This window comes from Sporosarcina pasadenensis (assembly GCF_047228845.1).
GTDB lineage: Bacteria > Bacillota > Bacilli > Bacillales_A > Planococcaceae > Sporosarcina.
In genome coordinates, this window is sequence record NZ_JBFEGM010000002.1 from 56,623 (window position 1) to 82,256 (window position 25,634).

Sequence of the window (25,634 nt, forward strand, 5' to 3'; positions counted from 1 at the left end):
TCCTCCGTTTTGCGTATTTTGCGTCCTGCTCTTTTGGTGAGATGTTGGGGTAGAAATGAAACAGAAATTGATTGTACCATTAGGAGATAGTTTAGGCAATACCATTTATTCAGAATCATCGTAATTGAACATGTGAAAATTCTCCACGCCGCGTTTGGCGTAGAGAATTCATTAGACTGTAAAACGTCCCATATCATTTTGCAGTTTTTCTGCTACTTCTGATAGCGTTTGCGCACTTGAAGCAATTTCTTCATTTGAAGCCAACTGTTCTTCTGTTGCTGCGCTAGTCGACTGTGCTTCCACTGACGCTTGCATGGCAAGGTCCTGGACTTTTGCAGCACCTTCCGTCACTTGCTCACTCATGGAGCGAATCTGAACAATGGCTGCTGAGACAGTTTCAACCTTCTTATTTACGTCGTTTGATGCCAATTCGATTTGATGGAAGACTGTGTTGGTCTTTTCGGTAATTCCTAATCCTTCTTTCACACGTTCCGCACCGACTTCCGTGCTGTCTACTGCCAAGGAGACGTTTTGAATAATGGTGTCAATCATTCGGCCGATTTCTTCCGCCGATGCTTTCGATTGTTCAGCAAGATTCCTCACTTCATTGGCTACAACAGCAAAGCCTTTGCCATGCTCTCCCGCACGCGCTGCCTCTATTGCTGCATTCAAAGCTAAGAGATTCGTTTGCTCGGCAATGCCCCTAATGAGCCCAGTCACTTTTCGGATGCTCTCCGAATGTACCGACAAATCGCTTATAATATCAGCGGATTGGCGGATGGATGTCGAGATGGTAGACATCTGATCTGTTACATCCTTCATGAGGGCAGCACCTTCCCCTACTAATCGGGATACCTCATCTGAAGAACCAAGCATTGCTTCATTGTCATTTGTAATTTGATTGATACCGTTAGCCATTGCATTCATTGCTTTTGTTGAATCATGTACGAGATTCACTTGCATATCGCTTGATAATAAATTCTTTTCAGCGATTTCAGCGACCATTTCGGAAGCGGCAAGACTTTCCTCTGCGCTTGCCGTCAACTGTTCGGCCTGTGAAGCTAACTGGCGCGATGAATCTCTTGTGTTGGTAATGATACTTCGTAAATCTGCCTTCATTTCATTGAGAGCTGTCGCCATTTCACCGATTTCATCTCGATTTTTAATAAGCAATGGCTCCGTTGCAAAATTCCCTTGGGCAAGCTCCTTTAATGCTTTCGTCATTTTTCCGACAGGCCGAGTTATGTTTTTGCTAATCATATAAGCGATGATCATACTCAAAATAGTGACAAGGCCGAGAACTCCAATAATGTAAAGACCAGTCGTTTTTATACTTTGTTCAATTCTATCTTCAGCCTCAAGCATCTGCTCACGTTGGTACCGAATCAACCTATCTGCATTTAACATAATATTTGCCTGATAAGGCTCCGCTTCTTCCGCTAAAATAAGCGCTTCCTCATCTCTTCCATTATTAAAAGATGTGAGTGCTTCTTCAGATAAAGTTCGGTACTGCGTTGTTGCTACAGTTAATTCTTTTAGCAATTCTGCGCTTCTCTCTGATTGGAAGGTTGCATTCATCGTCTTCAATTTTTCTTCAACTGATTCAAGCAATTCGCTGCGATTTTTGAGATACTTCGTTTCTTTATATAGTAAATAGCCTCGCAGATCATTTGAAAGCTCAGTTTGATCGGTTGTTAGCTGTTCAATCAAAATTACTTTTTCCATCCGGTCGTCAATAAATGATTTATACTCATCACTCACATATGGAATGGCTAAGTAATTTAAAATTCCTGCAGTGATCATTAAGAGTAATAAGGATAAGAAGCCTGTCCATAACTTTTTACTTACTGAATACCTCATTGTTTTCCTCCTATATGAATAACCTAGCACCATTATAAACTACTACTTATTAATCGTATAGTCCTAGTCATATAGAATGTTAAAAACAGTCTTTATTCACAAAAACCGTATAGAGCAAATACACTCTATACGGTTCCTGTTCATTTGTTTTTTTGGAATTTCACTTTCCACGTCCCATCATCCTCTTCCAGGCCGACGCCGATCCATCCATCATTTAATAAGGATTGCTGCTCCATCACATCCGACATGTCCACGACGACGTTGAGGTTTCCTAATTTTTCTGGGGCACGTAGATCTTTCATTAATGTGTAGCGCAAAAGATTTCCATATTTCTTTTCCAATGAAATGATGTGCATGCCTAGAGCGAATTTATCCTTCAGACTTGCGATGTTGAATGGGGCAACAGTTGTGAACACATAACGATGGCGTTCTGTATCGACATTTTCCATTAGGATTTCGCCAAGAATTCGTTGTAGGCTGTTACCTCTATACTCGGGATCCACATTTGTTATTTCAGAATATAGCACAGACGGCAATTCTGAATCAGGCAAGCCAGCATCTTTCCCTAAATGATGCTCGTCAATTTCAGGTTCGAGCATTGCCCTGAATGCGATGAGACGGTCTGCGTGGAATGCACCGATCATTGATCCATTGCCGTTCAAGATAAAGCTGAATTCCTCTTCGGATAGCGGTTGCAAAAAAGAAGTGACCGTCAATGAGGCAATCACTTTCTCCTGCAAATCCATAATTTCCTCGAGATCATTTTCGGCAAGGCTCCTAATGGTGACTGATTGGCCATTTCTCAAGATCATCTCTATTTTCATCCAATCACCTTCTCGGAGAAGAGAGTCAGTTTATCCAATACAGCTTCGTCAACATCGACGCCGAGTCCTGGTTTTTCCGTTAAGCGGATGAACGGAACGTCATACTGCAAGTTTCCAATGTCTTCGCTAAATTTCAATGGCCCTGTCAATTCAACACTCGTCATAATCTTTTTTGAAAAAGCGACATGGAATCCTGCCGCTGAGCCGACGGAAGATTCGACCATTGAACCGACCTGGCATTCCATTCCAGCCATCTCCGCCATATGGGCAAGCTTCATCGCCGGATAGATGCCGCCACATTTCATCAATTTGATGTTCACTTTATCTGCGGCGCGCTTGGCGATGATCTCCCTCATTTCACGAATCCCTCGCAGCCCTTCGTCAATCATGACTGGCACGGATGTTTTCGACTTGATTTCCACCATTGCATCGATGTCATCCGCTTTTACAGGTTGCTCCAGCCAATCGAGTGAGCAATCTTCAAGTTTCTTTAATGCTTGTAATGTAGTCGAGCTGTTCACCCATCCTTGATTCACATCGATACGGATGGCGATCGACTCCCCTACCCGCTCACGGACCGCCCGGATTCGTTTTACATCATCCCACACGTCCGTTCCGACTTTCATTTTCAAAGAACGATAGCCCTCTTGAACGCGCTGTTCCGCTTCTTCGGCCATATGTTCAGGTGTTCCAATGCTGAGTACGTGCGTGATCGGGAATTCATCGTGATACCTTCCGCCCAACAAATCATAAACGGGAATGCCCAACGCTTTTCCGACCGCGTCGTAACAAGCAATGTCTATAGCAGCTTTCGCTGACGGCACCCCGTAAATTTCTGCGTCCATACGCTCGTGGATCTTTTCCATTTGAGCAGGATTCATCCCGACCAGCTTCGGCGCTAGTGTATTTTTTAAGACTGAATATGTACTTTCCCAACTTTCACCGGTGACATGCTCATCCGCCACTGCCTCCCCATATCCGATATGGCCGGTGTCCGTCGTTAGTTTAACGATGATCGAAGGCATGTAATCATATGTTGCATAGCTTATTATGAATGGCTCTCTTAAAGGCAAGTGAATCGCAAAAATCTCTATTTCCAAAATTTTCATTAATATCTTTCCTTTCTTATTGGGAATCGGCTATAATTATTGTATCACTGTCGTTAAATAGTCGCTAATAGTTAGGAGGTAATTTATTGAGAATCAAAATTGCTGTTATCGGCTCTGAACATTTTTGTCGACGCGCAGAGGATTTATCCGTGAATGAAGGGGATTTTGAGCTGGCATGCCATATATATACCGATCCTAAAGAAGCCGTTGACATCATCAAGACACTTAAACCAAGTGATGCCATCCTTTTTTCAGGTTCGCTGCCTTATGCCTATGCAAAAGAGGCTGTTCAACAATTCAGCGTGCCGACGTTCTATTTGAAACAGGATGAAACCGCTGTCTCTACGACATTATTATCTGTTTTGGCAACTGAGTGGGTTTCATGTGAACGGATTTCTATGGATGTCGCCGAGCAGTCCCATATCGATCATGTGTTGAATGACTTGAATGGAACGATTGAACTACCATACATTCATGTTTTACAGAATGGTGGATCAATCGAGGACGTTATAAATTTTCATCAACGGTTGTATGATCAAGGCAAGACGGAAATCGCAATTACAAGTATCCATATTGTCTACGAAAAGCTGTTGCAAAGAGGTATAACTGCCCGTATGATGATCGACCCGGAAAGCTCGATTATTAGGAGTCTGCGTTTTGCGCAGCAAAAAGCGGTGTTACAGAAAAGCTCTTCTGCCCAAATTGCCGTTGGAATCCTTCAATCATCCGGATTGCCGATCGTGCCTTTTGTAACAGAGCTCTCTTCCATATTGCAAGCGCATTGGTCAGAAACCGACGGGGAATTTTCGCTGTTCACAACGAAGGGCATTATAGAACATTCCATCAAAAACCCGGGATTCATGAATTTTTTCCACCGTCTCCCCCGGAATGTCAAGATGGCTTTCGGTTACGGTGAAACGACGATGAAAGCCGCCGAACATGCACGACTCGCATTGGATTTCATTCAAAGTGGTGAACTGAACAGCTTTTATATTCTCGACTCCAATAAAAGGCTTCATGGCCCGTATCCACAATCGGACGGTGCAATCGATATGAAAGTCGATCATCCCGTACTAGTGGAAATTGCGGAAAAAACAAAATTGGGCCCTGCCAATATTTCAAAGCTGTTGCAGTTCCGCCAATCGAGGACAACGAACCAGTTTTCAGCAATCGATCTTGCCCTCTATATGAACGTTTCCAGAAGGACTGCAGAGCGTACATTAAAAAAGCTCGTAGAATTTGATTATGTCCGTATCGTGGGCGAGGAGATGACTTACAAGCAAGGAAGGCCGCGTTCTTTGTATGAAATGAATTTCGCCATCCACTACTAGAAAGCCGCCCAGTGCCAAGCATCGGCATTGGGCGGCTCTCTTTATACTTATACGTGAACCGCTTCAATTGACTTATCTTCTTCTGTTTCTGTTTCTGATTCAGCTTTTTCTATTTCCTCTTTTGTCAGCTTCACGATTGTAAAGCCAGTTGCTGCGTAAAGGATGGAAATAAACGGAATGAACAAATTCAAGATTGCATACGGTCCATACTGCGCAACCCCTACTCCGAGTGTTCCCAAGATGAATACGCCGCAAGTATTCCATGGAATGAAGACCGAAGTGAGCGTTCCGCCATCTTCTAGTGCCCGTGACAAGTTTTTAGAATGTAAACCCATCTTCTTGTAAACTTTCGTGAACATTCTAGATGGTACAACAATTGAAATATATTGCTCTGCGCACGTTGCATTCGTAAGTACACAAGCGCCGATTGTAGATGTAATCAGTGTGAATGATGATTTCACAACCTTCAGGAGCTGATTCATGATTGACTGAAGCATTCCCGAGTATTCCAAAATACCGCCAAATGTCATTGCCACGATTGTCATAGAAACTGTGTACATCATAGAATCCAAACCGCCGCCATTGAATAGTCCATCGACCATTTCATTCCCGGTTTCAATGGCAAATCCACTTTGTAACGCAACAATCGAATCCGCCAAAGATCCCCCTTGAATAAAAATCTGTGAAATGAAGCCAAGAATAATACCGACGACCAGAGCCGGAACAGCAGGAACCTTCATAGCTACCATGACAATTACCGCCAATGGCACAAGCATCAGCCAAGGGGAAATCAAAAAGCTGTCCTTCAGCACAGAAGCTGTCTGTTGGATATTTTCCAAGTCTATATTTCCACCTGCAAAACGTCTCCCTAAAAATGTGTAAACGCCAAGGGCGATAAGCAATCCGGGAATAGTTGTGTAAAGCATATGCTTAATATGATCGAATAGATCTGTCCCTGTTAAACCTGAAGCAAGGTTTGTCGTATCGGATAAGGGAGACATTTTATCACCGAAATAAGATCCTGAAATAATGGCGCCTGCCACCATGCCTGCAGGAATCCCCATGCTCAAGCCGATACCCATTCCAGCGACCCCGATGGTACCCATCGTCGACCAAGAGCTTCCAATTGCAAGAGAGACGATTGCACAAATGATTGTAATGGCAACTAAAAACCAACCAGGTGTAATAATCTGCAATCCGTAATAGATCATTGTTGCGACAATCCCCCCACCCATCCAAGAGCCGATTGTCATTCCAACCAACATAATGATGACGACAGCAGGCAGGGCTAGCTTTATCCCTTTGAACATCATTTCTTCTATTTCTTTCCACGTAAAGCCATAGCGCCAAGCAACCAAAGCAGCCACAGTTGTTCCTATGATGAGTGGCATATGCGGGCCTTGCTCAAGTTTCACAACTGTGAACAGCATGACGATGATCATAATGATCAATGGCAGAATCGCCATTAGAAAACCTATTTTCTTTTTCTCCATATTCTCCATTCCAATGCCCCCAAGGTGAATATAATTTTGTCGCTATATAGTCGTTAATTGAATATTAAACACTTTCAAATAAAAAGTCAATTGTTTTTTGAAAGCGATTTCAGTAATATACAAATTTTATAGTAAATTTAAACCGAAAAGGGTCGCGCTTGCGAAAGCATGATTGCTTTGTAACATTCTTTAGTAAAGAACATAAAATAGAAGTCATGCCTGCCTATTTAAAATTAGTAATTAATGGATCTATTCTATATGGCCATAAAAAAACGGCGAAGGATACGTATCCTTGCCGTTTTTCATTTACCTATATTCACTTATGCTTCGTGGCTAATTTGCCATTCGATGCCGAATTGGTCCTTCAATGAGCCGTAGCTTTTACTCCAGAATGTCTCTTGCAAGTCCATCTTCACTGTTCCGCCTTGCTTCAGTTTATCAAAGACGTTTTTGATTAATTCAACGTCCTTGCTGACAAAAGCGAGGCTGACATTGTTCCCTTCGATGAAAGGAGATCCTGGAAAAGTATCCGAGAACATGACTCTGCTTCCGTCGATTTCCAACCGCGCATGCATGACCAAATCCTTCGCTTCTTCAGGCAGCTCATAATCAGGGTGTTGAGGAGCCTCGCCGAATGTCATGATTTGAGATACCTCCGTATTGAACACCTCTGCGTAAAACTCCACAGCTTGCCTGCAGTTACCATTGAAATTAAGATATACCTCTACTGCCATTTCCATGACCTCTTTTCCAAAATTCTTTTCATTCAATTCAGTTTATCATGTACAAGCTATCTTGCAAAACGATAATTATTTAGTCGATTCGGACCGTCCATCCAATGGTTTGAAATCTACTATTGAAACTTTCGTGATTCTAAGCTTTTGACCATCTTTCAAATCAACATGACTTTCCGATTTGATCTGTTCCCCACCGATGATTTCAAAGAGTCGCGGCTCTTTCCCCTTTTCATGGATTTCCAAGTAGCCTAATCCCCATGGACTTGTTACTGCATATTCCCCTGCTTCTATGTCTAATCCGACTTCCCAAACGCCAGCCGACAATTCTTTAGAAAACACTGTCGGATACGGTTCTGCGGTAAAAGCGTCATAGCCGCCGTCTACGTGAATGGAATATGAATTATCGATATCCATAACGAGGTTCCTCACACCGGCGGAGCCCCCTACGATCTCCCGAATAATTAGGTTACCTTTTTTGTCATAAATAAAAACATTGCCTACTGGATATCCATGAAGCAAATACCTGCCGCTACGAAGAGAGAATCGTTTCCCGTCTTTCGATATTATTGGTGCAGTACTTTCCCCTATATGTTCATTGCTTCGATCGACAGTCGTGAAAAAAGCTGGATTCACTTCGCCGATCAATTCATCTCTTTCAGTTCCGATGATTTCAAAATTCTTTTCATAATTGCCATTTGCATCACCCGCTCCTTGTAAAGGGTAACATCCGGCGAGTGTGAATAGGCATGCCGAAAATAATACGATTGCCACACTCCGACCGACGCCCCTTTTTAACTTAAACCATTTCCGCATAGTATTTATCATAATACTCCACCGTCCCCAATGGCCCGACCGTCAATTCTTTTTCATTATAATGAAGCATCCGCTCAATCCATTTCGTTTGTTCCGCAATGCTCAACCCTTCCAGCGGGATGCATAATAGATGTTTGGCAATGTACAAATAGTCGGTCGGCAATTTAATCTCTTTCTTAAGTTTTTCATACTGCCCAGGATCTAATTCAATTTTCAGGAACGTCTCGTTTTCGTCCGTGAATTTCTGTTCATGGACAAATTTCCCGTCTTTTAGAAAGAGTACGCGATCCGCATAAAGATCCAAGTTCTCTAGTAAATGGGATGCAACAAAGATGAGTTTGTCCTTCTTCATCTCCATTAGACAATCGGATATCAGTGCGACATTGGAAACGTCAAGGCCATTCATCACTTCATCCATCAGCATGACAGGCGTATCTGCGGCCATCATCATCGCAAAGCATAGGCGCTGGCGCATCCCGAGAGAATACGTCCTCACTTTCCGTTTTACGTAATGCCCCATATGAAGCCGTTCAATAACATCCTTTACATGCTTCGTCGACCCTTTCCACATATTCGCATACAGCTTCAGATGATCGACGCCCGAAAGCTCCTCGAACAGATCTTTCTGCTCCGGAAACGTAGCCAGTTGCTTGTGAATCAGCAATTCCTCTTTCTCATTCCGATATGCGTATTTTCCGTTAAACAGGACATGACCGGAATCCGGCTTAACGAAATTCGCCATCACATTGAACATCGTCGTCTTGCCGGTTCCATTCGGCGCGGCAACCCCGATGATTTCCCCTTTGCTTGCCGTTAAATCCAATTGGTCCAAGACAACTTTCTCATTATAGGCAATCGATACATTTGATAGTTTCAGCATTTACCTTCTCCACCTTTTAGCTTGTTTTCAATAAACCTTCCACTTTTCTCATATGCACCAATTTATTCCCAAAATACAGCGCGGAAGCCACAATTACATTCATGGAAATGAGCCAGATGTATGAATTCTTGAAGTCCAACTTCTTATTACCAAACTCCAGAGCAGCATCCCCATTAAGGACGTAGCCGATGTCAATAAACTTCAATGGATAAAGCCAGTTGACCTGTACTTCTGCCACTCTCATCAAATCAGGCAGTAGAAGAATGACTAACAATATAAATGCAGATGCATACAGATTTTTCGTAACGACGTTAATCAATGCAAAAGCTAATAAAAGGAGCAATGTGATCAATGCAAACGCAATCAGCATGTAAATGATATAGCGCGTTGTTGATACGGCAAAGAAGTCGCCGTCCTGGTAAATAAGGACAGGCGCGGTGAAATTCCCGATTTCCGACTTCTTGGCGACATAGTACACACCAGCAGATATACCAGTAAACAGAAAAAGCATAATTTGTACGAAGTGGATGGCTACTTTACTGCACACCTTTTGCATGAATGAAACTGGAAATCCACTCACGACGGAACGATGCACTTGATCCTTCACTAGCATGCTGCTCCCTGCCACTAGTACGAGAAGGCAGAACAGCAGTCCACTTAACAATCTCAATGTGACGGGCAAATAATTGCTCGCAGCCAATGGATTGGGGATGAGCGGCAGATCATTCTCTTGGTAATATCTTAATAGTGCGCTCTCCCTTTGAATTTCGTCCTTCGGGATGATGTGATTCGGATGAATCCCTTTATTCCCAAGTTCGTGCAATTCCAGCCGCAATTCATTCAACTTAAGTCCATTCTCGATAAATTTGTCATAATGTTTCTTTTGCCAAAGATAAAATCGTTGCATATCAATCATCATGATTTGTTGAGTCAAGTTGTTGTAAATGCCTTCCCCTTCCGGCGTATGCCGCAACTCTGTCGGAAATGCATTGAAGATTGTATGGAATTGCTGCGAGTCCAAGTTCTTCTTCTTTAACAAATCTTCTAAGTCAGTCTGGCTATAGTGTAAATAATATAATGGGAAAAATAAGATGAGGGCGATTCCTAACAGCCAATTTTTCCGATTATGCATTAGAAGTTTTGTTTCAAATAATAGATATTTCCAAAACATGATCGTATCCTTCCTCGCAAGTTATTTTCACACTCGGTAGAATCGTCTTTTATTAATGATTCTGGAACATATGAATAAGACAATCTCGATGACAGCTACTGTAATGAGCAATACTGCAATCCCTTTTGCGTATGTGATCGTTTCCATATTCAATAAATAATTTTTCTCCCCATCCGTGATTTTCCCGAAATCGAAATACGTCTGTGGAAATAAGCTGATATCTATGGCAAAGATTTCCCTCGTTGTCCTCGTGAAGTACAGACGTTCTGAAAAGAGAACTAGACTGCCGATAAGAAGGACGAGCCATTCATTTTTCAAAAGCAAACCCCAGACTACATTTAGGCGTATAAATAGGAAGATCAATAGAGGAATTACAATCAACGTTTTCCCTAAATACGTGGCGATTGTAATAACATCATAATCCTCAAGGTTGAATTTCTGCTGCGCAATCATTATCGGCACGTGCAGATCAAAATGGCCAAAGCCGAATTGAATGGTCATGACAAGTACACCGATCACGATTGTTGCAAGAACGACAATTAGCGAATATAGGAATGCGGAGAACGCTTTCAAATTCAATTGCCGGTACCAGGACAACGGCAACCCTTGAAGAACAGTCCTGTATTTACGGTCCCTCGCCAATATGTCACTGCTGAAGTAAATGGCGCAGAATACGAGAAAATATACCCCGTACCCCTGGATGAACTTTGTCAAAGCTTGCAAGCCTGTCTTCTCGTACATTAACCCGTATGTAACCGGGTAATCTTGTGTCAAATAATTTTCGTAGCGCATCATCGTCTGATAATACAAGTGCTCTCTATCTTTCCCCGGAAAAGGAGAAAGTTTGAACAGATTATAATCTCCTACATACTCCCACGAGTTCCCATCAAGCTGAAAGTGGCGCAAGTACAGATAGCGGAAATAGTTCCGATTCTCATGTGCCATGACCATTGCGTGGTAGAGACGATAATAATAATCGTTATTCGCAAAGACCGGCTGGCCTGTCATATGGACGATTCCCGTATTCCCTTTGGATTCCCTTATTTTCTGTTCCACCTCAAGATCGCTAAGGTAACTTTTTGCCCATTCCACATCAAAGGTCTCTTTTGTCTTTTCGTTTGGCAACATGATTAAGCAATAACCTAATAGCAAGGCTCCTATAAACAATACAAAAGGAACATTCCGCCTGCTTCTTGCAGTAATAAGAAACTCATGTTTAAAATATGTCCAGTTCATCCCAGCTTCCCCTTTTGATAGTAAAGTATTGAAATTTCCATATATTTGTCTATGTCACTCTACTATAGACATACTATTTAAACATTTCAATAGTTTGAATCACCTTTTCGGTTTAAACTATTTGAATTAAATGTGGAATTAGAATAACTTACTAACTTTGTAGATAAACCCTATTATGTTCTTGGTATAATAATTTTGGGAATTGACCTAGTTATGCGTGTGATGAATTAGAAAAGGCCGTCACAATTGTCGAGTTGACAACTGTAACAGCCTTTTTTGTTTATGATGTTACTGCCGCTTTATTTTTCGGCTTATTATCCTTCGTTTTCCACTGGATTGCAACTTGGATAGCGAAGAGGACCAAACCAATAATATCCGAAATTGTTTCAGGATAAATCAACAATAATCCCGTTACGACAGCAAGGATACGCTCGATCCAATTACATTTTCGATACCAATAGCCGATCATTCCCGCTCCGATTGCAATCATACCTACAATAGCGGAAAAGGTGACCCATACTATTTCAAAAAGACTGGCATCGATCATGAGCATAGCCGGATTGAAGACAAACATATATGGAATTATGAATGCCGCAATGGCGAGCTTCGCAGAAACAACACCGGTTTTGATTGGATCCCCGCCGGAAATGCCTGATGCGGCGAATGCTGCGAGAGCAACTGGCGGTGTGATATCCGCGATGATTCCAAAATAGAATACGAATAAGTGAGCAGAGATAGCAACTACAACTGGAATTGTCGTGCCTGGTCCCATTTCACCGCCCATAAGCAACAAGATGATAGCTGGTGCTGCAATTGTGGATGTAATGACATAGTTTGCTGTCGTAGGTGAACCCATCCCCAATATAAGTGCTGCAAGCATTGTGAAGATGAGCGTCAATAGGATATTTCCGCCGGCTGCGGATACAAGGCCGTTAGCAAGGCTAAGTCCTAATCCCGTTTTCACGACGACACCGACGATGATGCCCGCACAAGCCGTTGCAGCGGCTACAGCCAATGCAGTACGAGCCCCGTCGACTAGCGCCATGATGACATCTTTCGGGCTAAGTCTCGTAGACTTATCAAAGAAACTGACAACGATTGTTAAGACAATCCCCAGCAATGCAGCTTTCATTGTCGGAATTCCAATTAACAGGAATACGATTATCCCTAAAATCGGCAAGAGGAGGTAGATCTTTTTCAGTGTCGCCTTTCGGTCAGGCATTTGGTCTGGTGACATGCCTTCAAGACCGACACGCTTCGCCTCAAAATGAGTCATGATCCAAATTCCCGTGAAATAAAGCAATGCAGGAATAGCTGCAGCTTTCGCAATTTCCCAATACGTAATGCCGCCGATGAATTCGACCATTAGGAATGCTGCAGCACCCATAATCGGTGGCATAATTTGCCCGCCTGTCGAAGCAGCTGCTTCAACACCGCCTGCAAATTCCTTACGGTACCCCAGCTTTTTCATCATCGGAATCGTATAAGAACCTGATCCGACAACGTTTGCAACTGAGCTTCCTGAAATCGTCCCTTGCAATGCACTTGAGAAAATCGCAACTTTAGCGGGTCCGCCTGTCAAGCGGCCTGCGAGGACGACAGCCAAATCATTGAAATAGTTACCGACTCCTGTTTTCACAAGGAATGCACCGAATAATAGAAAGACGAAAATGAACGTAGCGGATACGCTAATAGGTGTTCCTAAAATACCGTCTGTCGTAAAGAACATAAGCTGGACAAGACTTTTCAGATCTTGGCCGCGGTGCGCCAGGAAGCCGGGAAAGTAACGTCCGAAAAACGCATAGATCAAGAAAACTGTCGAGATGATCGTAATCGGCATTCCAACCGCCCGTCTTGCGGCCTCCAATGTTAACAGCACCGCTACGATGCCGATGAACAAATCAATGTCCGACACCCTGCCGACACGGAAGACGAGATCATCATAAAATAGTGGCCAATACAAACCGACCGCAATGGCAAGTAATGATAGGATGACATCGTAAAAAGGCACATTATCCTTCTTAACACCCGGTTTTTTAATTGCCGGGAACAATATGAAAATTAATGCGAGAGCGAATCCTAAGTGAATCGATCGCTGAATATATGCAGTGAACGGTGTCCCGATGGATGTATATAATTGAAACAAGGAGAATGCCAACAATCCTGCAAAGACGATGATTTTAAATATCCCTTTCACATTCCGGGTATTCGATTCGGGATCGTATTTTTGCAAAATTTCAAGCTGTTGTTCTTCTGTCAACGTTTCAATGTTGTCGTTTTGGGATTCTTGCTGAATATCTTCTAGCTTTTTATTTTTAGCCATTCATATTTACTCCTTTCATTAATTGGTAGAATGATTGGCGTTGCACACGAAATGTGTACGATTTCCCTCTAGTTAGGTACGTTTTCAGATTGATCTCCTTCCCTTTATACCGGAAAGCCAGGCCTGCATTGACATCGCCTACGAAAAGGACAAAAGAGTCGATGATGTTGTTTTCATAAGTAAGCGTATACATTCCATCGTTGACAGTCAGTGACTGCTCTTCTTCGGCATAGCCAGGCAGGCCGATTCCAACATCTTCATATTGCATGGAAAGTGATTGGATGGCGTATTGACCGGTGACCCGATAAGACTCAATGACATCAGTCAGAAAGATGGAGTGCACGTAGCGTATTTGAAAATCCTGCTCATCTGCCATCTTTACGTAATAGGTTTTTGGATGCTCAGTTCGATATTCTGTAAAGGTGAATACCTTATGTATCGGCAGAAAGAAAAAGACGAGGACGACCAACAATGCAGAAAGAAGAATGGGGAGAATCAGTTTCAGCCTTTTCATTCCCTTCTCCCTTTCTCGATAGCATGAAGAATGGGACGGCTGAAGCATATAGCTTCACCGCCCCGTTCAACTATTTGTCTGTATTCAATTATTTCTTTTCGTCAAAGTATTTTTGAGCGCCTGGATGAACAGGAATCCCGATACCATCAAGTCCTGTTTCCGCTTTGATCAAAGCGCCTTTTGGATGCGTCAATTTTGATGCATTCTCGTAGATCGCTTTTGTGATTTCATATGCAAGGTCTTCAGGAACGTCGTTTTGAATGATCAACATCGCACCAACAGAAACAGTCGGCGTGTCTTCTGCAATTCCATAAGTCCCTGCAGGAATGACTTCTTTTGCGTAATATTGATATTTAGAAATTAATTCGTCAGATTTTTCATCGGATACAGGTACGATGTAAACTTGAGCGACAGCGTTCAAACCTTCAACCGCGCCAGTTGGAGTACCTGCAGTGATGAATGCAGCGTCAATTTGTCCTGCTTGCAAACTCTCTTGGGATTCACCGAAATCAAGGTTTTGCGGTTGGATATCGCTCATTGACAAACCGTGAATTTCAAGAAGCTGTTCTGCGTTCGCATACGTACCAGAACCAGGTGCTCCTACAGAAACCTTTTTACCTTTCAAGTCTTCAAACGACTTGATGCCAGACTTCTCCAATGTAACTAATTGAACTGTTTCAGGATAAAGTGCACCGATTGCTGAAACGTTGTCGATGACTTCCCCGTCGAACATCATTTCACCTTTTGATGCATAGTAAGCAATATCAGTTTGTACGAAAGCGATTTCAGCGCCGCCGTCTTTTAATGCAGTCATATTCGCTGCAGAGGCTTGTGAAACTTCAGCAGTTGTTTTAATGCCGGTCTCTTGAGAGATTGTATCAGCAAGCGCTCCCCCAAGTGCGTAGTATGTACCTTGTGTACCACCTGTCAAGATACTGAGAAAATCGTAATCTTCTTTCGTTTTCCCTGAGTCGGATCCTTTGCTTGAATCATCCGAGTTGCACGCTGATAGGACTAATAGCGCGATCATCGAGATGAATGCGAGGATACGGAATCTCTTTTTATTCATTCTTTCATTCTCCCCTTTTGAATAATAGTTTTGCAACTTAACACCTATTCTACCACGAATGGTTAATCGCTTGTCAATCCTTCTTACAAATTTTCAGTAGATTGCAAGCGATTTCAATAGAAAAAAGGAAGATGAAATGCTTCATCTCCCTCCAAATGGCTTATTTTTCCCCTTTTCTATCTACGTCCAAATACGTGATGCCCGCTTCATCCAAGTCACGCTTCCTGTGAGCGAGGCGAGATGCGGCACATGATGCAACACTCGCAACGAGGTCGTCGAGAAACGTATGGACGCCCTTTCCTTTTTTCGTATCCAACTCATTAATAATCCCGATTTTGTTTTTATCCAAATGGCCGAATGTCGTGACAGCAATGGACCCATATGTGAAGACGGCTCCTAATGCGATAGTTTCATCCACGCCAAACAGGCCTTCGTCAGATTCGACGATTTGTTGAAGCGGTGCGGATAGTTTCCCTTGTTCTGCTAGCTCATCCAATTCAATTCCGACGAGGATTGCATGTTGAAGTTCCCGTTTTCTTAGGACCCTTTCAACTGAATCTACACATTCGGCAAGGTCGAGCCCTTTGTTATAAGGGACCTGCATTTCATATACAATTTTAGCTATATCCTCCAATGTGACGCCTCTTCGAATTAACGCTTCTTTTGTAGCTTCTGCCACGACATCGGAGTGGACAATATTTTTTCCAGTGAACATTAATCACTACCTCCTCAATTCTATCCTTCGTCCGTCACGTATCATATGACGGTAAACGTAAGGATGCTTATTCAATTTTGCGATTGTTTCTTTTTTCATGCAACAGGCTATTCAAGCATTATACCTGTACATTCGCTTATGTTACAATCTTCTTACATCATACAACTAGGAGGACCTGCGGATGAAATACGGAAAAATTGAAGAGATACATTTTTATAGCAAGGCGCTCGATGAGGATATGCAGCTTCTCATCCACTTGCCACATCAGTATTCACCACTATACAAGTATTCAGTTCTAATCGCTTCCGATGGAAAAGATTATTTTCAATACGGAAGAATCGGCCGGGTAGTGGACGAATTAGTTTCCGAAGGCGACATAAATAATATGATCGTCGTCGGCATACCGTATAAGAGCGTCGAGGAACGCAGAAGGATGTATCACCCGGATGGCGACCGGCATGAAGATTATATCCGTTTTCTTGCGCATGAGCTTGTCCCTTACATCGATGAGAATTATCCAACGTACCAAGTCGGCGCAGGCCGGGGGTTGATCGGTGATTCGTTGGCAGCGACGATTTCATTGTTAACTGCTTTGAAATATCCGAATTGCTTCGGTAAGGTGATTCTCCATTCTCCATATGTGGATGATTATGTGATGAAAAAAGTGGAAACCTTGAAAGATCCATCCTCTTTTTCAATTTACCATGTCATCGGTGAAGAGGAAACTGAAGTGAAAACGACTCAGGATGGCACCCAGGATTTCCTCACACCGAACAGAGAATTGAATAAGTTGATCAAAAGAAAAGGGTTTTCATACTTCTATGAAGAATTTAAGGGGAACCATACATGGAAGTATTGGCAGCAAGACATTCGAAGGGCGATTAAAGAATCCTTTCAATACGAATGATGCCAAACATTTCAAAGAGTAGCTCATTCTGCTATAATTATTTACATGATGTATGTAAACATACTACGAGGAGGTCTTTTATAATGAAATATGGCATTGTAGCTTTCCCTTCTAAGAAACTCCAAGATTTGGCGAACGGGTACAGAAAACGTTATGATCCACATTATGCGCTTATCACGCCTCACATGACCGTTAAAGGTGTATTTGAAGCTGACGATAAGGAAATTGAACAAGTGGCGGAAGCGATCCATAAGGTTGTTCGCAATCACAAACCCTTTGAATTGCAAGTGTCAAAAGTGAGCACGTTTGCACCGATTACCAATACGATTTTCTTTAAAGTGACACCTAATGAAGAAATCCTTTCACTCCATAAAGACCTGAATGAAGACTTTTTCGGTGAAAAACCTGAATATTCCTTCGTTCCGCATATTACAATCGCCCAAAAACTAAGTTCCGGTGAGCATGACGATATCATCGGCCAAATCAAGATGTTCGGTGTAGATCATACCGAAATCATCGATCGCATCCACCTTCTCTATCAACTTGAGGACGGGTCATGGACAGTTTATGAAACTTTCCGTCTCGGCGAGGAAAGCTGAAGATTGATTGAAGTGAAGATTGCCTGTTCCGAGCGTGAACGGGAAGATGCGTATTATGTGCGAAAACAAGTTTTTGTGGATGAACAAGGAGTACCGTTAAGTCTTGAAATTGACGAGTTCGATAATACAGCTTCCCATTTCATTGTGTATGACGAACGGCAGCCGATCGGAGCTGGGCGCATCCGTGAAATCGGTCCGGGAATCGGTAAAGTGGAGCGTGTGTGTGTGTTGAAGGAATTGCGCGGGAAGCATCTTGGCAACCTGATCATGCTTGAACTTGAAAGACATGCAAAATCAGCGGGAATGACGAAAATCGTTCTGAACGCACAATCGTATGCCGTGCCATTCTATGAAAAGCTCGGTTATACGGTCACGTCACCTGAGTTCATGGATGCGGATATTCCGCACAGAGCGATGGAAAAGGAGATCACTCCTGAATAAAGATTGATTTACGAATGAAAAAGAGCAGAAATGCAAACCGTTTATCGGTTGCAGTTCTGCTCTTTTCTCATTCATTTACGCGTATTCGTTCACTGTGAGGCCTTTTCCTACGAGATGTGCAATTTCTGGCGATAGGTTGGCAGGATTCGGATAAATAAATCCTTTTAAGTAAGGAGGGCGGGATTCGGCAACGTTCGGTTCCCTTTCCTCCACGATCCGCTCCTGCTCATGGCGAAGCGAATCCTCGAATTTATCCATCAGATCCGTTTCAAATTTCACTTTTTCCACCCGATCGACATATGCAAAATTATTGCGCTCAGCATTCATTCGATTCGCGTAAATTTCGGCTTGCATCGGCTGGACCGGTAGAATATAGCCCATATCCCACACCCCTTTACATTATTTCCTCACATACCCTTTAACCCTATTCATAACTTATGAAACATAGTTATGAGAAATACTCGGAAAAATGATGTATTTCTACTAGTTTCACTGGGCTACATAGGTTGAACGTCTTTATTCCACTGGGTCTTACGGGTACGAGGTTGTAATGCGGATTAGGATTGGCCCATCATTTTTTGTATGTCATTGAAGTTTACTGAGCTGCCGTTCTTGACGATCGATTTTACGAGTTCATCTTCCATATGCGGTGGGACTTCTTTGTTAGCGAGCCGGCCTACTTTTCGGACGATTTTCCGCACTTGTCGCTCGTCACTGAAATCCGCATATTGGATTGCGTTTGCCAATGCGAATACTTCTTCCATCGGAACGCCGGTTTTTGATTCTATCTTTTTAAAAAAAGAGTCATTCATATTCTATCCTCCCCCTTAGCAAAAGCTACTGCCGACGATGATTAACAAGATGAAGAGAACGACAATCAGTACGAAAGTGGAACCGCCATATCCCTTTCCATACCCGCCATATCCTCCGCCGCCGTGACAGCCAGAATAGCATCCACCGAACATAAAAAATCCCTCCTTCCCTTCCGTCTATCCTATGCAGATAGCGGAGAGAAGAAGGGGGCGTTTGCACAGGCAAATTTAAATGGTGCCCTTTGGCTTGAAAATAAATGATGCGATGAATCCGAATAGGATGGCGGCGCTTATTCCCGAACTTGTCACTTCAAACATTCCGGTCAAAACACCGATAAGGCCATGTTTTTCAGCTTCGGCAAGCGCTCCATGGGTCAATGCATTGCCGAATGATGTAATTGGAATCGTCGCACCAGTGCCTGCAAAATCAATCAACGGTTCATACAAGCCGAAACCGTCTAAAATAGAGCCCGCCACGACCAGTGTGCAGAGAGTATGTGCCGGTGTCAGCTTTGCCACGTCAAACATGAGCTGGCCGATGACACAAATTAGCCCGCCGACTATGAAGGAGGTAATGTAAATCGAAAACAATCAGACCACTCATTTCATCGTTAGTTCGACCGCGTGCGCGATGCACGGAATCGTATCGCCTTGCTGGTACGACAAAGGGGAAAGTAGCGCCCCGGTAGCTATTAGCAGAACTTTTTTATATTCCTTATCCATCAGCTTCTGATAGACATCGGAAAAATAGACGGCAGCTGAGCATCCCGCTCCGCTAGCACCTGCCATGAAATCAGGATTATTTCCGTAAAACTCCATTCCCGCGTCAACGAAGTTTCCAAGTTCCGTTATCCCCTGGTTTTTGGCCAGCTCCTTAAAAATTGCAAAGCCCACCTTCGCTAAATCCCCGGTCATAATTAGATCATAGTCGGTCACAGAAGTCCCATGGCCTTCCAAATGCCGCTTCAACGTATCTGCTGCCGCAGGTGCCATGGCAGCTCCCATATTCAACGGATCAGTCAATCCCATATCAATCGCTTTGCCAATCGTTCCGCGTTCTATGGAAGGAACTCCTTCTTGGTAGGGTGCAACAACTGCTGCTCCTGCTGCCGTCACAGTCCACTGGGCTGTCTCCCCTTTCTGCGTGCCATATTCTAACGGATACCGAAATTGCCTTTCAATCGCATTATGCTGGCTTGATGATCCAGCAATGGTCAGTTTCGACATTCCCGATTCCGTTAAAAGTGCAGCGAGAAGCAATGAAGAGACCGAAGTCGCACACGCCGAAAACATGCCGATATACGGAATACCGACAGTTGTCGCAAAGAAGCTCGAAGGCGTCATTTGATTGACGAGGTCTCCAGTCAATAAAAAATCGGCATCCGCCGGTATTTTATCGACTTTACTCAAAGCGATCATACATGCATCTTCCATCAGCTTTGCATGACCTTGTTCATTCGTTTTCATACCGCATCGTTCGTCTTCAAATATCTTATCGAAGCCTGTCTTGTAAGCACTTTTCTTTTCAAGCGGACCCGCAGTTACGCCGGTTGCTACGATGGAAGGTGTCGAAGGGAATGTCAACAGGCCTTTCATTACCATGAAACGACCCCCACCTTCACTAATATCGTCTTAATGAGTGCTACGAGAAAGGCTGAAAATACGCCATACAAAATGACGGAGCCCGCCAGTTTAAAGATGTTTCCTCCGACTCCTAACACATAGCCTTCAGATCTATGTTCGATCGCCGCTGACACGACAGCGTTGCCGAATCCAGTAATCGGGACTGCTGCACCTGCTCCGCCAATTTGCCCGATTTTTTTATAAAGGCCAAATCCGGTTAGCAGCATCGAAATGAAAATCATCGTCGCTACTGTCGGGTTGCTAGCTGTCCGTTCAGTGAAATCGAAGAAGGTCATATAGAATAGCGCAATGAACTGGGCGATGAGACAAATGGTGCCGCCTACGAGGAATGCTTTAATGAGATTTTTCAGGATCGGCGGTTTTGGACTGATCCCCTGCTCGAGCTTTGCATATTTGTCTTTGTTCATTATGTCTCTTCCTCCGCTAGGGTTATCAAATGATGGATTTTTTTCTTCAAACCTCTTTCATCATTTTTCAAAATTAGTTTATTCGTTTCTGTTAAAATTTTGCTGTCTGCAGAAACGAATACCGAGAGATCCGGATATTCTTTTTTCAGCTTCTTTTCCATTTCGGCGGCGATTTTCCTTTTATTGAACCTGGAAAAGGTCTTTACACGAATTCCAACAAGTAAATGATCGTCATGAAAAAGCGCAGCAACCCCTTTGATCCGATCATCACCCTTCAATAACTCCTCCGCCTCACTTGTGTCCTCATCTGTATAATTCTCGAATTTATATTCATTTGGAATACATCCGGACAGCAGAAGGAGCACGCAAAGCATCGTTATCAATTGACGAATATCCATCATCCCCTTTTTTTAACAGTATGGCGATTACACATGTTTTTTATTCAGTTCGTGATGTTTGCCCTAGCTCTGAGCTATCAAGCGCATAAAGTATAGGGAGTTGAGAAAAGGAGGTGGAATGAATGGGATGTGGAAGAAATGAAGATGTCGGTGATGTACGGGATGTGCGGCGCCACGACAATTGCATCTGCGAAGTAGTCCGCGCGATTAAGCGTGTGCAGGATATTCGAGATGATCTTGATTGTGACGACTGTAGAACCGACTGTTTCCTGACTCCGCTCGGTAGCCTTGTAAGCCCTGCACGACAACGGGCCAATACGCGTGTGTTCATGCTATTGGACGAAAAAGGTAATCCATTCAAAGCAATGTTCAAGAGAAGAAGAAGGTTCGATGATAGTGATAGCACAACCTCCGACCAAGGTCGCAGAGACTGTGCAACATGTTTCTCGATTTTCTTCAGAGTTCAAAACATTTTTGACAATTGCTGCGCAACAATTCAAGTACTCGAACCGCGTGATTCTAGAGGACGTAGAGTCGATTTGTTCAAAGATGGCAAATTAGATCTCGATGCAGTATGTGAAGTGGAAAACTTCGAAGCAACAGGCACTTGCGTTACAGTTGACTTGAAATGCTTCTGTGGAATCCAATGCGTGAAAGACGTTTTCATCGATTGTGACGACGATTGAAGGAATAACCTGTGATGCTGACTCTGCCCGATCGAATTCCGATCGGGTAGATTTTTGATTTATTGGAGACGAAAAAACAAGGCGGACCGGTTTTGCCGGTCCGCCTTGTTCTTATGATCTCGTGTTAAATGGCTGCCCGCGCCATAGGACGTCTTCAATCTTCGCTATTTTAATTTCAGTTATCATGTCATTGGATTCGATCCACAAAATGTCATCCTCCACTTTTTGAATCGTACCTTTGACGATATCGCCTTCCACGATGAATTGAAGCGGTGAGTATGCCTGTTTCTGAAAAGGTTCGCTCAAGTAGCGTATTTTGCTCATAATAGCGGGATTGGCAACATCGCTTGCTGATTGGACGGTTGGCTTGATGTCGATTGTCTCCCTCATCGATTCATCTTTCGGGACGAAGACGGACGTGCTTTCTTCCTCATAGACGGACACCTTCACATAGACAGGAGGCCCCTGCACAAATATCAACGGTTCATTGTAGGAAATGTTGATTCCCCCTTTTTCCGTAGTATATGCGCCTATCGGGAATGAAGTTCTTTTCCCATTCAGAGGCTGCCGATGAACATCGTTGCCAATCCGAGATAGATGATGATGCTGATTACGTCATTCAAAGTCGTAATAAACGGGCCGGACGCGACGGCCGGGTCGATTTTCATCCGGTGCATGAACAGCGGAATGAACGATCCGGAAATCGTAGCAACAAAGATCGATATAAATATGGCCGCACCAACGAGCAACGCGATGATGAATTCATGCTTCCAAATGAAAATGAGGCCAACGACAAAGATGGCGCAAATGAGCCCGGTTATCAATCCCGTGCCCGCCTCCCGCAATAAAAGTCTGAATTTGCTTTCATCCTCAACGTCACGAGTCGCGATTCCGCGGACTGCAACCGCGAGCGCTTGTGTCCCGCTATTTCCGGCGGTCCCGGAAATTAATGGAATAAAAGCAGCTAACAAAGCGACTTGCGAAATCGTATCGGTGAAAAGATCAACTAGATTTGCAGTCAGCATGCCAAGCATCAACAGGATGATCAGCCATGGGATTCTTTTCTTTGCAGCTGAAAGCGAAGTTTTGTCAAACGAGTCCATATTGGATACGGCGGCAAGTTTGGAGTAGTCATCGGATGCTTCTTCATCTAAAACGTCGATAATATCATCGACTGTAATGATCCCGAGCATATGCTGTTGGAAATCGACGACCGGAACTGCGAGCAAGTTATAGTCCTGGGTCGTCCGTGCAACGTCTTCCTGGTCATCCGAGACGAGCACGCTGACGACGCGCTCATTCATGATCGACTGTATCAACGTGTCCTCATCCGTAATAATCAGATCCCGAAGCGAAACGACTCCTGTCAAACGATTATCCTCATCGACGACGAACACATAATAGATCGTTTCCGCAGACGGGGCTTCATTCCGCAGAATTGTCATGGCAGATCGCACAGTCGAATATTGGGGAATTGACACATATTCCGTCGTCATGATTGAACCGGCGGTATACTCTTCATAATGCAAGAGGGATTTGATTTGTGCAGCCGCTTCTTTGTTCATTAATGTCAAATAGCTGGCGATCTGTGCCTTATCAAGTTCTTTCAGGACATCTACCGCATTGTCGACGAACATGTGGGAAATCATGTCCGCGGCATAAGTCGTGTCCATCTCCTGAAGGAACTGCTTATATTCGTCTTCATCGATTTCACTCGTCTCGAATATTTCCGCCAACTCTTTAGGAGAGAGGAAAAAATACATCGTTTTTCGATGATGTATGTCCACCTTCTCATAGAAAACAGCTCGATCATATGGGTGAAGCATTAAATATTCATCTCGGAACGTTTTAATATCTTGCTGTTCCAATGAATTTATCAGTTTTTCTTCGTCGATAATACTTTCATCGCGAATTTCCTCATTTACAGTCATGGCTGCACCTTCCTTTCCGCTCGACATGCTTGAAATACAGTAATAAAGGTATGATAGTACGTAACAACTCTTAAAAAGGAGAATCGATATGAAACTCGATATTATTGGCGATATTCACGGATGCTACGATGAATTGCTGTCGCTCATCGATAAGCTCGGCTATTCATTCACATCGGGATTGCCATTACATAAGGATGGAAGGCAGCTCGCTTTTGTTGGCGATGCAATGGATCGGGGTCCTTCATCATTGAAAACGCTGGAATTGATGTTCAAGCTGCAAGATAATCATAGACTTATCTATTCCCCTGGTAACCATTGCAACAAACTTTATCGTTTCTCAAAAGGCCGCAATGTCCAACAAAAAAATGGACTTGAAACGACTGTTGCGGAGTTGAATGCATTGTCTCCGAAGGAAAAAATGTGCTTTTTGGATCGCTATAGACAATTCTATGAAGCTTTGCCTTTATACGAAAATCTGGACAACGGAAAACTTATTATCGCACACGCGGGAATCCGTGAACAGATGATTGGAGAACCATTTTCAAAAAAAGTACAGTCGTTTGTCCTCTACGGAGATACGACCGGCGAAACGCTTCCGGACGGCCGCCCCGTCAGAAGGGACTGGGCGAAGAAATATTTCGGAGACGCATGGATTGTCTATGGGCATACTCCGGTTACGGAAGCAAGATTCGTCAACCGGACTGTCAATATCGATACGGGATGCGTGTTCGGCGGAAAACTGACCGCCGTACGCTATCCGGAAATGGATATTGTCTCCGTCCCTTCTAATCAAGCGTTCATCCCTGAGAAGTTCACTCACTTTGATTGACTTGAAACAGGATTCAACTGCACCATGTCTGCGGGCAAATCGCTCATAAATGTCATCGGCTCATTCGTCAACGGATGTCGAAAGCCTATGCTAGCGCAATGCAGAGCCTGCCGACCGATCAACCTGCGCGTGCCGCCGTACAAGTCATCCCCGGCGAGCGGGTGGCCGAGCCATTGCATATGGACGCGTATCTGATGAGTCCGACCCGTATGCAGCCTCAAGGAAACGGATGTGTATGGCTCGCCATTCCGTTCAAAGCGGCTAAGCACTCGGACATCTGTCCTTGCATACTGGCCATTTTGCCGGACCGTCCTTTCGATAATACTGCCGTCCTTCCGTCCGATCGGCTGTTCAATGATGATCGTATCCTTCTCTATATACCCTTCGGCAATTGCAATATAACTGCGCTCAAAACCGGTCGTTTGCATCTGACCACTGAGCAGATGGTGAATATGACGGTTTTTCGCTATGCAAACAAGGCCTGATGTATCCGTATCCAGCCTTGTAACGACATGCACAGTCGATGGGACATGCTCAGCTTCGAATTTTCCGGCCACAAAATTCGCAATTGTCCCGTTCGGCTGATCACGTGATGGAATTGTCCCTTGGGCGGCCGGTTTATCGATGATCAAAATCGCCTCATCTTCATAAACAATTGCCAGATTGCCAGTTTCAGGAACAAGACCTACACTCGGCTCTTCCGAAGGGAATTGGACTGTTACGGTATCCCCCTTCTTCAACAAATGCCGGACCGTCTGCTCCGAACCGTTCACGAGCAGCAGACCACCGTCATATTTCACCGCCGTCAATGTCCGTTTGGATATCCCGTGGCTATGAAGAAATTCCCGGAGCAGGACCCCGTCCTGTTCGACGATGAATTCGAGGATGAACTTCTTTTTATCCAT

General features: G+C 43.8%; 29 protein-coding genes. 6 read left to right on the plus strand and 23 right to left on the minus strand.

Features of this window, described 5'->3' with window-relative positions; translation table 11 throughout:
* Positions 1 to 171: 171 nt before the first annotated feature.
* From AB1K89_RS04030 to AB1K89_RS04040, 3 genes are all read right to left on the minus strand, one after another.
* The gene (locus tag AB1K89_RS04030) at positions 172 to 1,860 is read right to left on the minus strand and encodes a methyl-accepting chemotaxis protein (RefSeq protein WP_413053508.1); all 1,689 of its coding nucleotides are present in this window, start codon (positions 1,858 to 1,860) and stop codon (positions 172 to 174) included.
* 140 nt (positions 1,861 to 2,000) lie between these two features.
* Entirely contained in the window at positions 2,001 to 2,684 is a 684-nt protein-coding gene (locus AB1K89_RS04035; protein ID WP_413053509.1) for a GNAT family protein, read from the minus strand.
* On the minus strand, positions 2,681 to 3,793 hold the full coding sequence (locus AB1K89_RS04040) for a mandelate racemase/muconate lactonizing enzyme family protein (RefSeq protein WP_413053510.1): 1,113 nt from the start codon (positions 3,791 to 3,793) through the stop codon (positions 2,681 to 2,683). Before AB1K89_RS04040 ends, AB1K89_RS04035 begins: the two co-directional genes overlap by 4 nt.
* Positions 3,794 to 3,879: 86 nt before the next feature.
* Here AB1K89_RS04040 and AB1K89_RS04045 point away from each other — a divergent pair, with 86 nt between their 5' ends.
* Entirely contained in the window at positions 3,880 to 5,124 is a 1,245-nt protein-coding gene (locus tag AB1K89_RS04045; RefSeq protein WP_413053511.1) for a transcriptional regulator, read from the plus strand.
* A 47-nt stretch (positions 5,125 to 5,171) separates the two neighbouring features.
* Here the strand turns inward: AB1K89_RS04045 and nhaC are convergent, their stop codons facing one another.
* The 10 genes from nhaC to AB1K89_RS04095 all read right to left on the minus strand — a co-directional run bounded on the left by nhaC (position 5,172) and on the right by AB1K89_RS04095 (position 16,075).
* Positions 5,172 to 6,617, minus strand: a complete 1,446-nt coding sequence (gene nhaC / locus AB1K89_RS04050) for a Na+/H+ antiporter NhaC (RefSeq protein ID WP_413053747.1) — start codon at positions 6,615 to 6,617, stop codon at positions 5,172 to 5,174.
* A 320-nt stretch (positions 6,618 to 6,937) separates the two neighbouring features.
* Positions 6,938 to 7,351, minus strand: a complete 414-nt coding sequence (locus tag AB1K89_RS04055) for a VOC family protein (RefSeq protein WP_413053512.1) — start codon at positions 7,349 to 7,351, stop codon at positions 6,938 to 6,940.
* A 75-nt stretch (positions 7,352 to 7,426) separates the two neighbouring features.
* Positions 7,427 to 8,125, minus strand: coding sequence for a hypothetical protein (locus tag AB1K89_RS04060; protein WP_413053513.1), 699 nt, complete (start codon positions 8,123 to 8,125; stop codon positions 7,427 to 7,429).
* Between the two features lie 25 nt (positions 8,126 to 8,150).
* The gene (locus tag AB1K89_RS04065; protein ID WP_413053514.1) at positions 8,151 to 9,047 is read right to left on the minus strand and encodes an ATP-binding cassette domain-containing protein; all 897 of its coding nucleotides are present in this window, start codon (positions 9,045 to 9,047) and stop codon (positions 8,151 to 8,153) included.
* 16 nt (positions 9,048 to 9,063) lie between these two features.
* Positions 9,064 to 10,218, minus strand: coding sequence for a hypothetical protein (locus AB1K89_RS04070; RefSeq protein ID WP_413053515.1), 1,155 nt, complete (start codon positions 10,216 to 10,218; stop codon positions 9,064 to 9,066).
* 27 nt (positions 10,219 to 10,245) lie between these two features.
* Positions 10,246 to 11,454 (minus strand): hypothetical protein, encoded by a 1,209-nt coding sequence (locus AB1K89_RS04075; RefSeq protein ID WP_413053516.1) that lies wholly within the window; start codon positions 11,452 to 11,454, stop codon positions 10,246 to 10,248.
* Positions 11,455 to 11,734: 280 nt separating this feature from the next.
* The gene (locus AB1K89_RS04080; protein ID WP_413053517.1) at positions 11,735 to 13,777 is read right to left on the minus strand and encodes a TRAP transporter permease; all 2,043 of its coding nucleotides are present in this window, start codon (positions 13,775 to 13,777) and stop codon (positions 11,735 to 11,737) included.
* On the minus strand, positions 13,770 to 14,291 hold the full coding sequence (locus AB1K89_RS04085) for a DUF1850 domain-containing protein (RefSeq protein ID WP_413053518.1): 522 nt from the start codon (positions 14,289 to 14,291) through the stop codon (positions 13,770 to 13,772). Before AB1K89_RS04085 ends, AB1K89_RS04080 begins: the two co-directional genes overlap by 8 nt.
* Before the next feature lie 88 nt (positions 14,292 to 14,379).
* Entirely contained in the window at positions 14,380 to 15,360 is a 981-nt protein-coding gene (locus AB1K89_RS04090; protein ID WP_413053519.1) for a TAXI family TRAP transporter solute-binding subunit, read from the minus strand.
* Between the two features lie 160 nt (positions 15,361 to 15,520).
* Entirely contained in the window at positions 15,521 to 16,075 is a 555-nt protein-coding gene (locus AB1K89_RS04095) for a phosphatidylglycerophosphatase A family protein (RefSeq protein WP_413053520.1), read from the minus strand.
* A 181-nt stretch (positions 16,076 to 16,256) separates the two neighbouring features.
* Here AB1K89_RS04095 and AB1K89_RS04100 point away from each other — a divergent pair, with 181 nt between their 5' ends.
* The 3 genes from AB1K89_RS04100 (at position 16,257) to AB1K89_RS04110 (ending at position 18,022) form a co-directional block, all read left to right on the plus strand.
* Entirely contained in the window at positions 16,257 to 16,982 is a 726-nt protein-coding gene (locus AB1K89_RS04100; protein WP_413053521.1) for an alpha/beta hydrolase, read from the plus strand.
* 83 nt (positions 16,983 to 17,065) lie between these two features.
* On the plus strand, positions 17,066 to 17,581 hold the full coding sequence (locus tag AB1K89_RS04105) for a YjcG family protein (protein WP_413053522.1): 516 nt from the start codon (positions 17,066 to 17,068) through the stop codon (positions 17,579 to 17,581).
* A 3-nt stretch (positions 17,582 to 17,584) separates the two neighbouring features.
* The gene (locus tag AB1K89_RS04110) at positions 17,585 to 18,022 is read left to right on the plus strand and encodes a GNAT family N-acetyltransferase (RefSeq protein WP_413053523.1); all 438 of its coding nucleotides are present in this window, start codon (positions 17,585 to 17,587) and stop codon (positions 18,020 to 18,022) included.
* Between the two features lie 75 nt (positions 18,023 to 18,097).
* Here the strand turns inward: AB1K89_RS04110 and AB1K89_RS04115 are convergent, their stop codons facing one another.
* From AB1K89_RS04115 to AB1K89_RS04145, 7 genes are all read right to left on the minus strand, one after another.
* A complete protein-coding gene (locus tag AB1K89_RS04115) occupies positions 18,098 to 18,403 on the minus strand; it encodes a hypothetical protein (RefSeq protein ID WP_413053524.1) in 306 nt (101 codons plus the stop codon).
* Between the two features lie 176 nt (positions 18,404 to 18,579).
* Positions 18,580 to 18,834 (minus strand): stage VI sporulation protein F, encoded by a 255-nt coding sequence (locus AB1K89_RS04120; protein WP_413053525.1) that lies wholly within the window; start codon positions 18,832 to 18,834, stop codon positions 18,580 to 18,582.
* A gap of 15 nt (positions 18,835 to 18,849) precedes the next feature.
* Entirely contained in the window at positions 18,850 to 18,987 is a 138-nt protein-coding gene (locus tag AB1K89_RS04125) for a YjcZ family sporulation protein (protein ID WP_413053526.1), read from the minus strand.
* A 75-nt stretch (positions 18,988 to 19,062) separates the two neighbouring features.
* Positions 19,063 to 19,416 carry a stage V sporulation protein AE gene (gene spoVAE, locus AB1K89_RS04130; protein ID WP_371922519.1) on the minus strand — a complete coding sequence of 118 codons (354 nt, stop codon included), beginning with the start codon at positions 19,414 to 19,416 and terminating at the stop codon, positions 19,063 to 19,065.
* 18 nt (positions 19,417 to 19,434) lie between these two features.
* Positions 19,435 to 20,436 carry a stage V sporulation protein AD gene (locus AB1K89_RS04135; protein WP_413053527.1) on the minus strand — a complete coding sequence of 334 codons (1,002 nt, stop codon included), beginning with the start codon at positions 20,434 to 20,436 and terminating at the stop codon, positions 19,435 to 19,437.
* Positions 20,430 to 20,885, minus strand: a complete 456-nt coding sequence (spoVAC, locus tag AB1K89_RS04140; RefSeq protein WP_413053528.1) for a stage V sporulation protein AC — start codon at positions 20,883 to 20,885, stop codon at positions 20,430 to 20,432. The genes AB1K89_RS04135 and spoVAC overlap by 7 nt, the downstream gene beginning before the upstream one ends.
* Positions 20,885 to 21,283 carry a hypothetical protein gene (locus AB1K89_RS04145; protein ID WP_413053529.1) on the minus strand — a complete coding sequence of 133 codons (399 nt, stop codon included), beginning with the start codon at positions 21,281 to 21,283 and terminating at the stop codon, positions 20,885 to 20,887. The genes spoVAC and AB1K89_RS04145 overlap by 1 nt, the downstream gene beginning before the upstream one ends.
* 122 nt (positions 21,284 to 21,405) lie before the next feature.
* Here AB1K89_RS04145 and AB1K89_RS04150 point away from each other — a divergent pair, with 122 nt between their 5' ends.
* Positions 21,406 to 21,969: a CotY/CotZ family spore coat protein gene (locus AB1K89_RS04150; protein ID WP_413053530.1), complete on the plus strand. Its 564-nt coding sequence runs from the start codon at positions 21,406 to 21,408 to the stop codon at positions 21,967 to 21,969.
* 111 nt (positions 21,970 to 22,080) lie between these two features.
* Here the strand turns inward: AB1K89_RS04150 and AB1K89_RS04155 are convergent, their stop codons facing one another.
* Both AB1K89_RS04155 and mgtE read right to left on the minus strand, forming a co-directional pair.
* Positions 22,081 to 22,419, minus strand: a complete 339-nt coding sequence (locus AB1K89_RS04155; RefSeq protein ID WP_413053531.1) for a hypothetical protein — start codon at positions 22,417 to 22,419, stop codon at positions 22,081 to 22,083.
* Positions 22,420 to 22,526: 107 nt separating this feature from the next.
* Positions 22,527 to 23,900 carry a magnesium transporter gene (gene mgtE, locus AB1K89_RS04160; RefSeq protein WP_413053532.1) on the minus strand — a complete coding sequence of 458 codons (1,374 nt, stop codon included), beginning with the start codon at positions 23,898 to 23,900 and terminating at the stop codon, positions 22,527 to 22,529.
* A gap of 88 nt (positions 23,901 to 23,988) precedes the next feature.
* Here mgtE and prpE point away from each other — a divergent pair, with 88 nt between their 5' ends.
* Complete coding sequence (prpE, locus tag AB1K89_RS04165) at positions 23,989 to 24,729, plus strand: bis(5'-nucleosyl)-tetraphosphatase PrpE (protein WP_413053533.1); 741 nt, start codon at positions 23,989 to 23,991, stop codon at positions 24,727 to 24,729.
* Here the strand turns inward: prpE and AB1K89_RS04170 are convergent.
* Positions 24,717 to 25,634: an RluA family pseudouridine synthase gene (locus tag AB1K89_RS04170; RefSeq protein WP_413053534.1), complete on the minus strand. Its 918-nt coding sequence runs from the start codon at positions 25,632 to 25,634 to the stop codon at positions 24,717 to 24,719. The genes prpE and AB1K89_RS04170 overlap by 13 nt on opposite strands.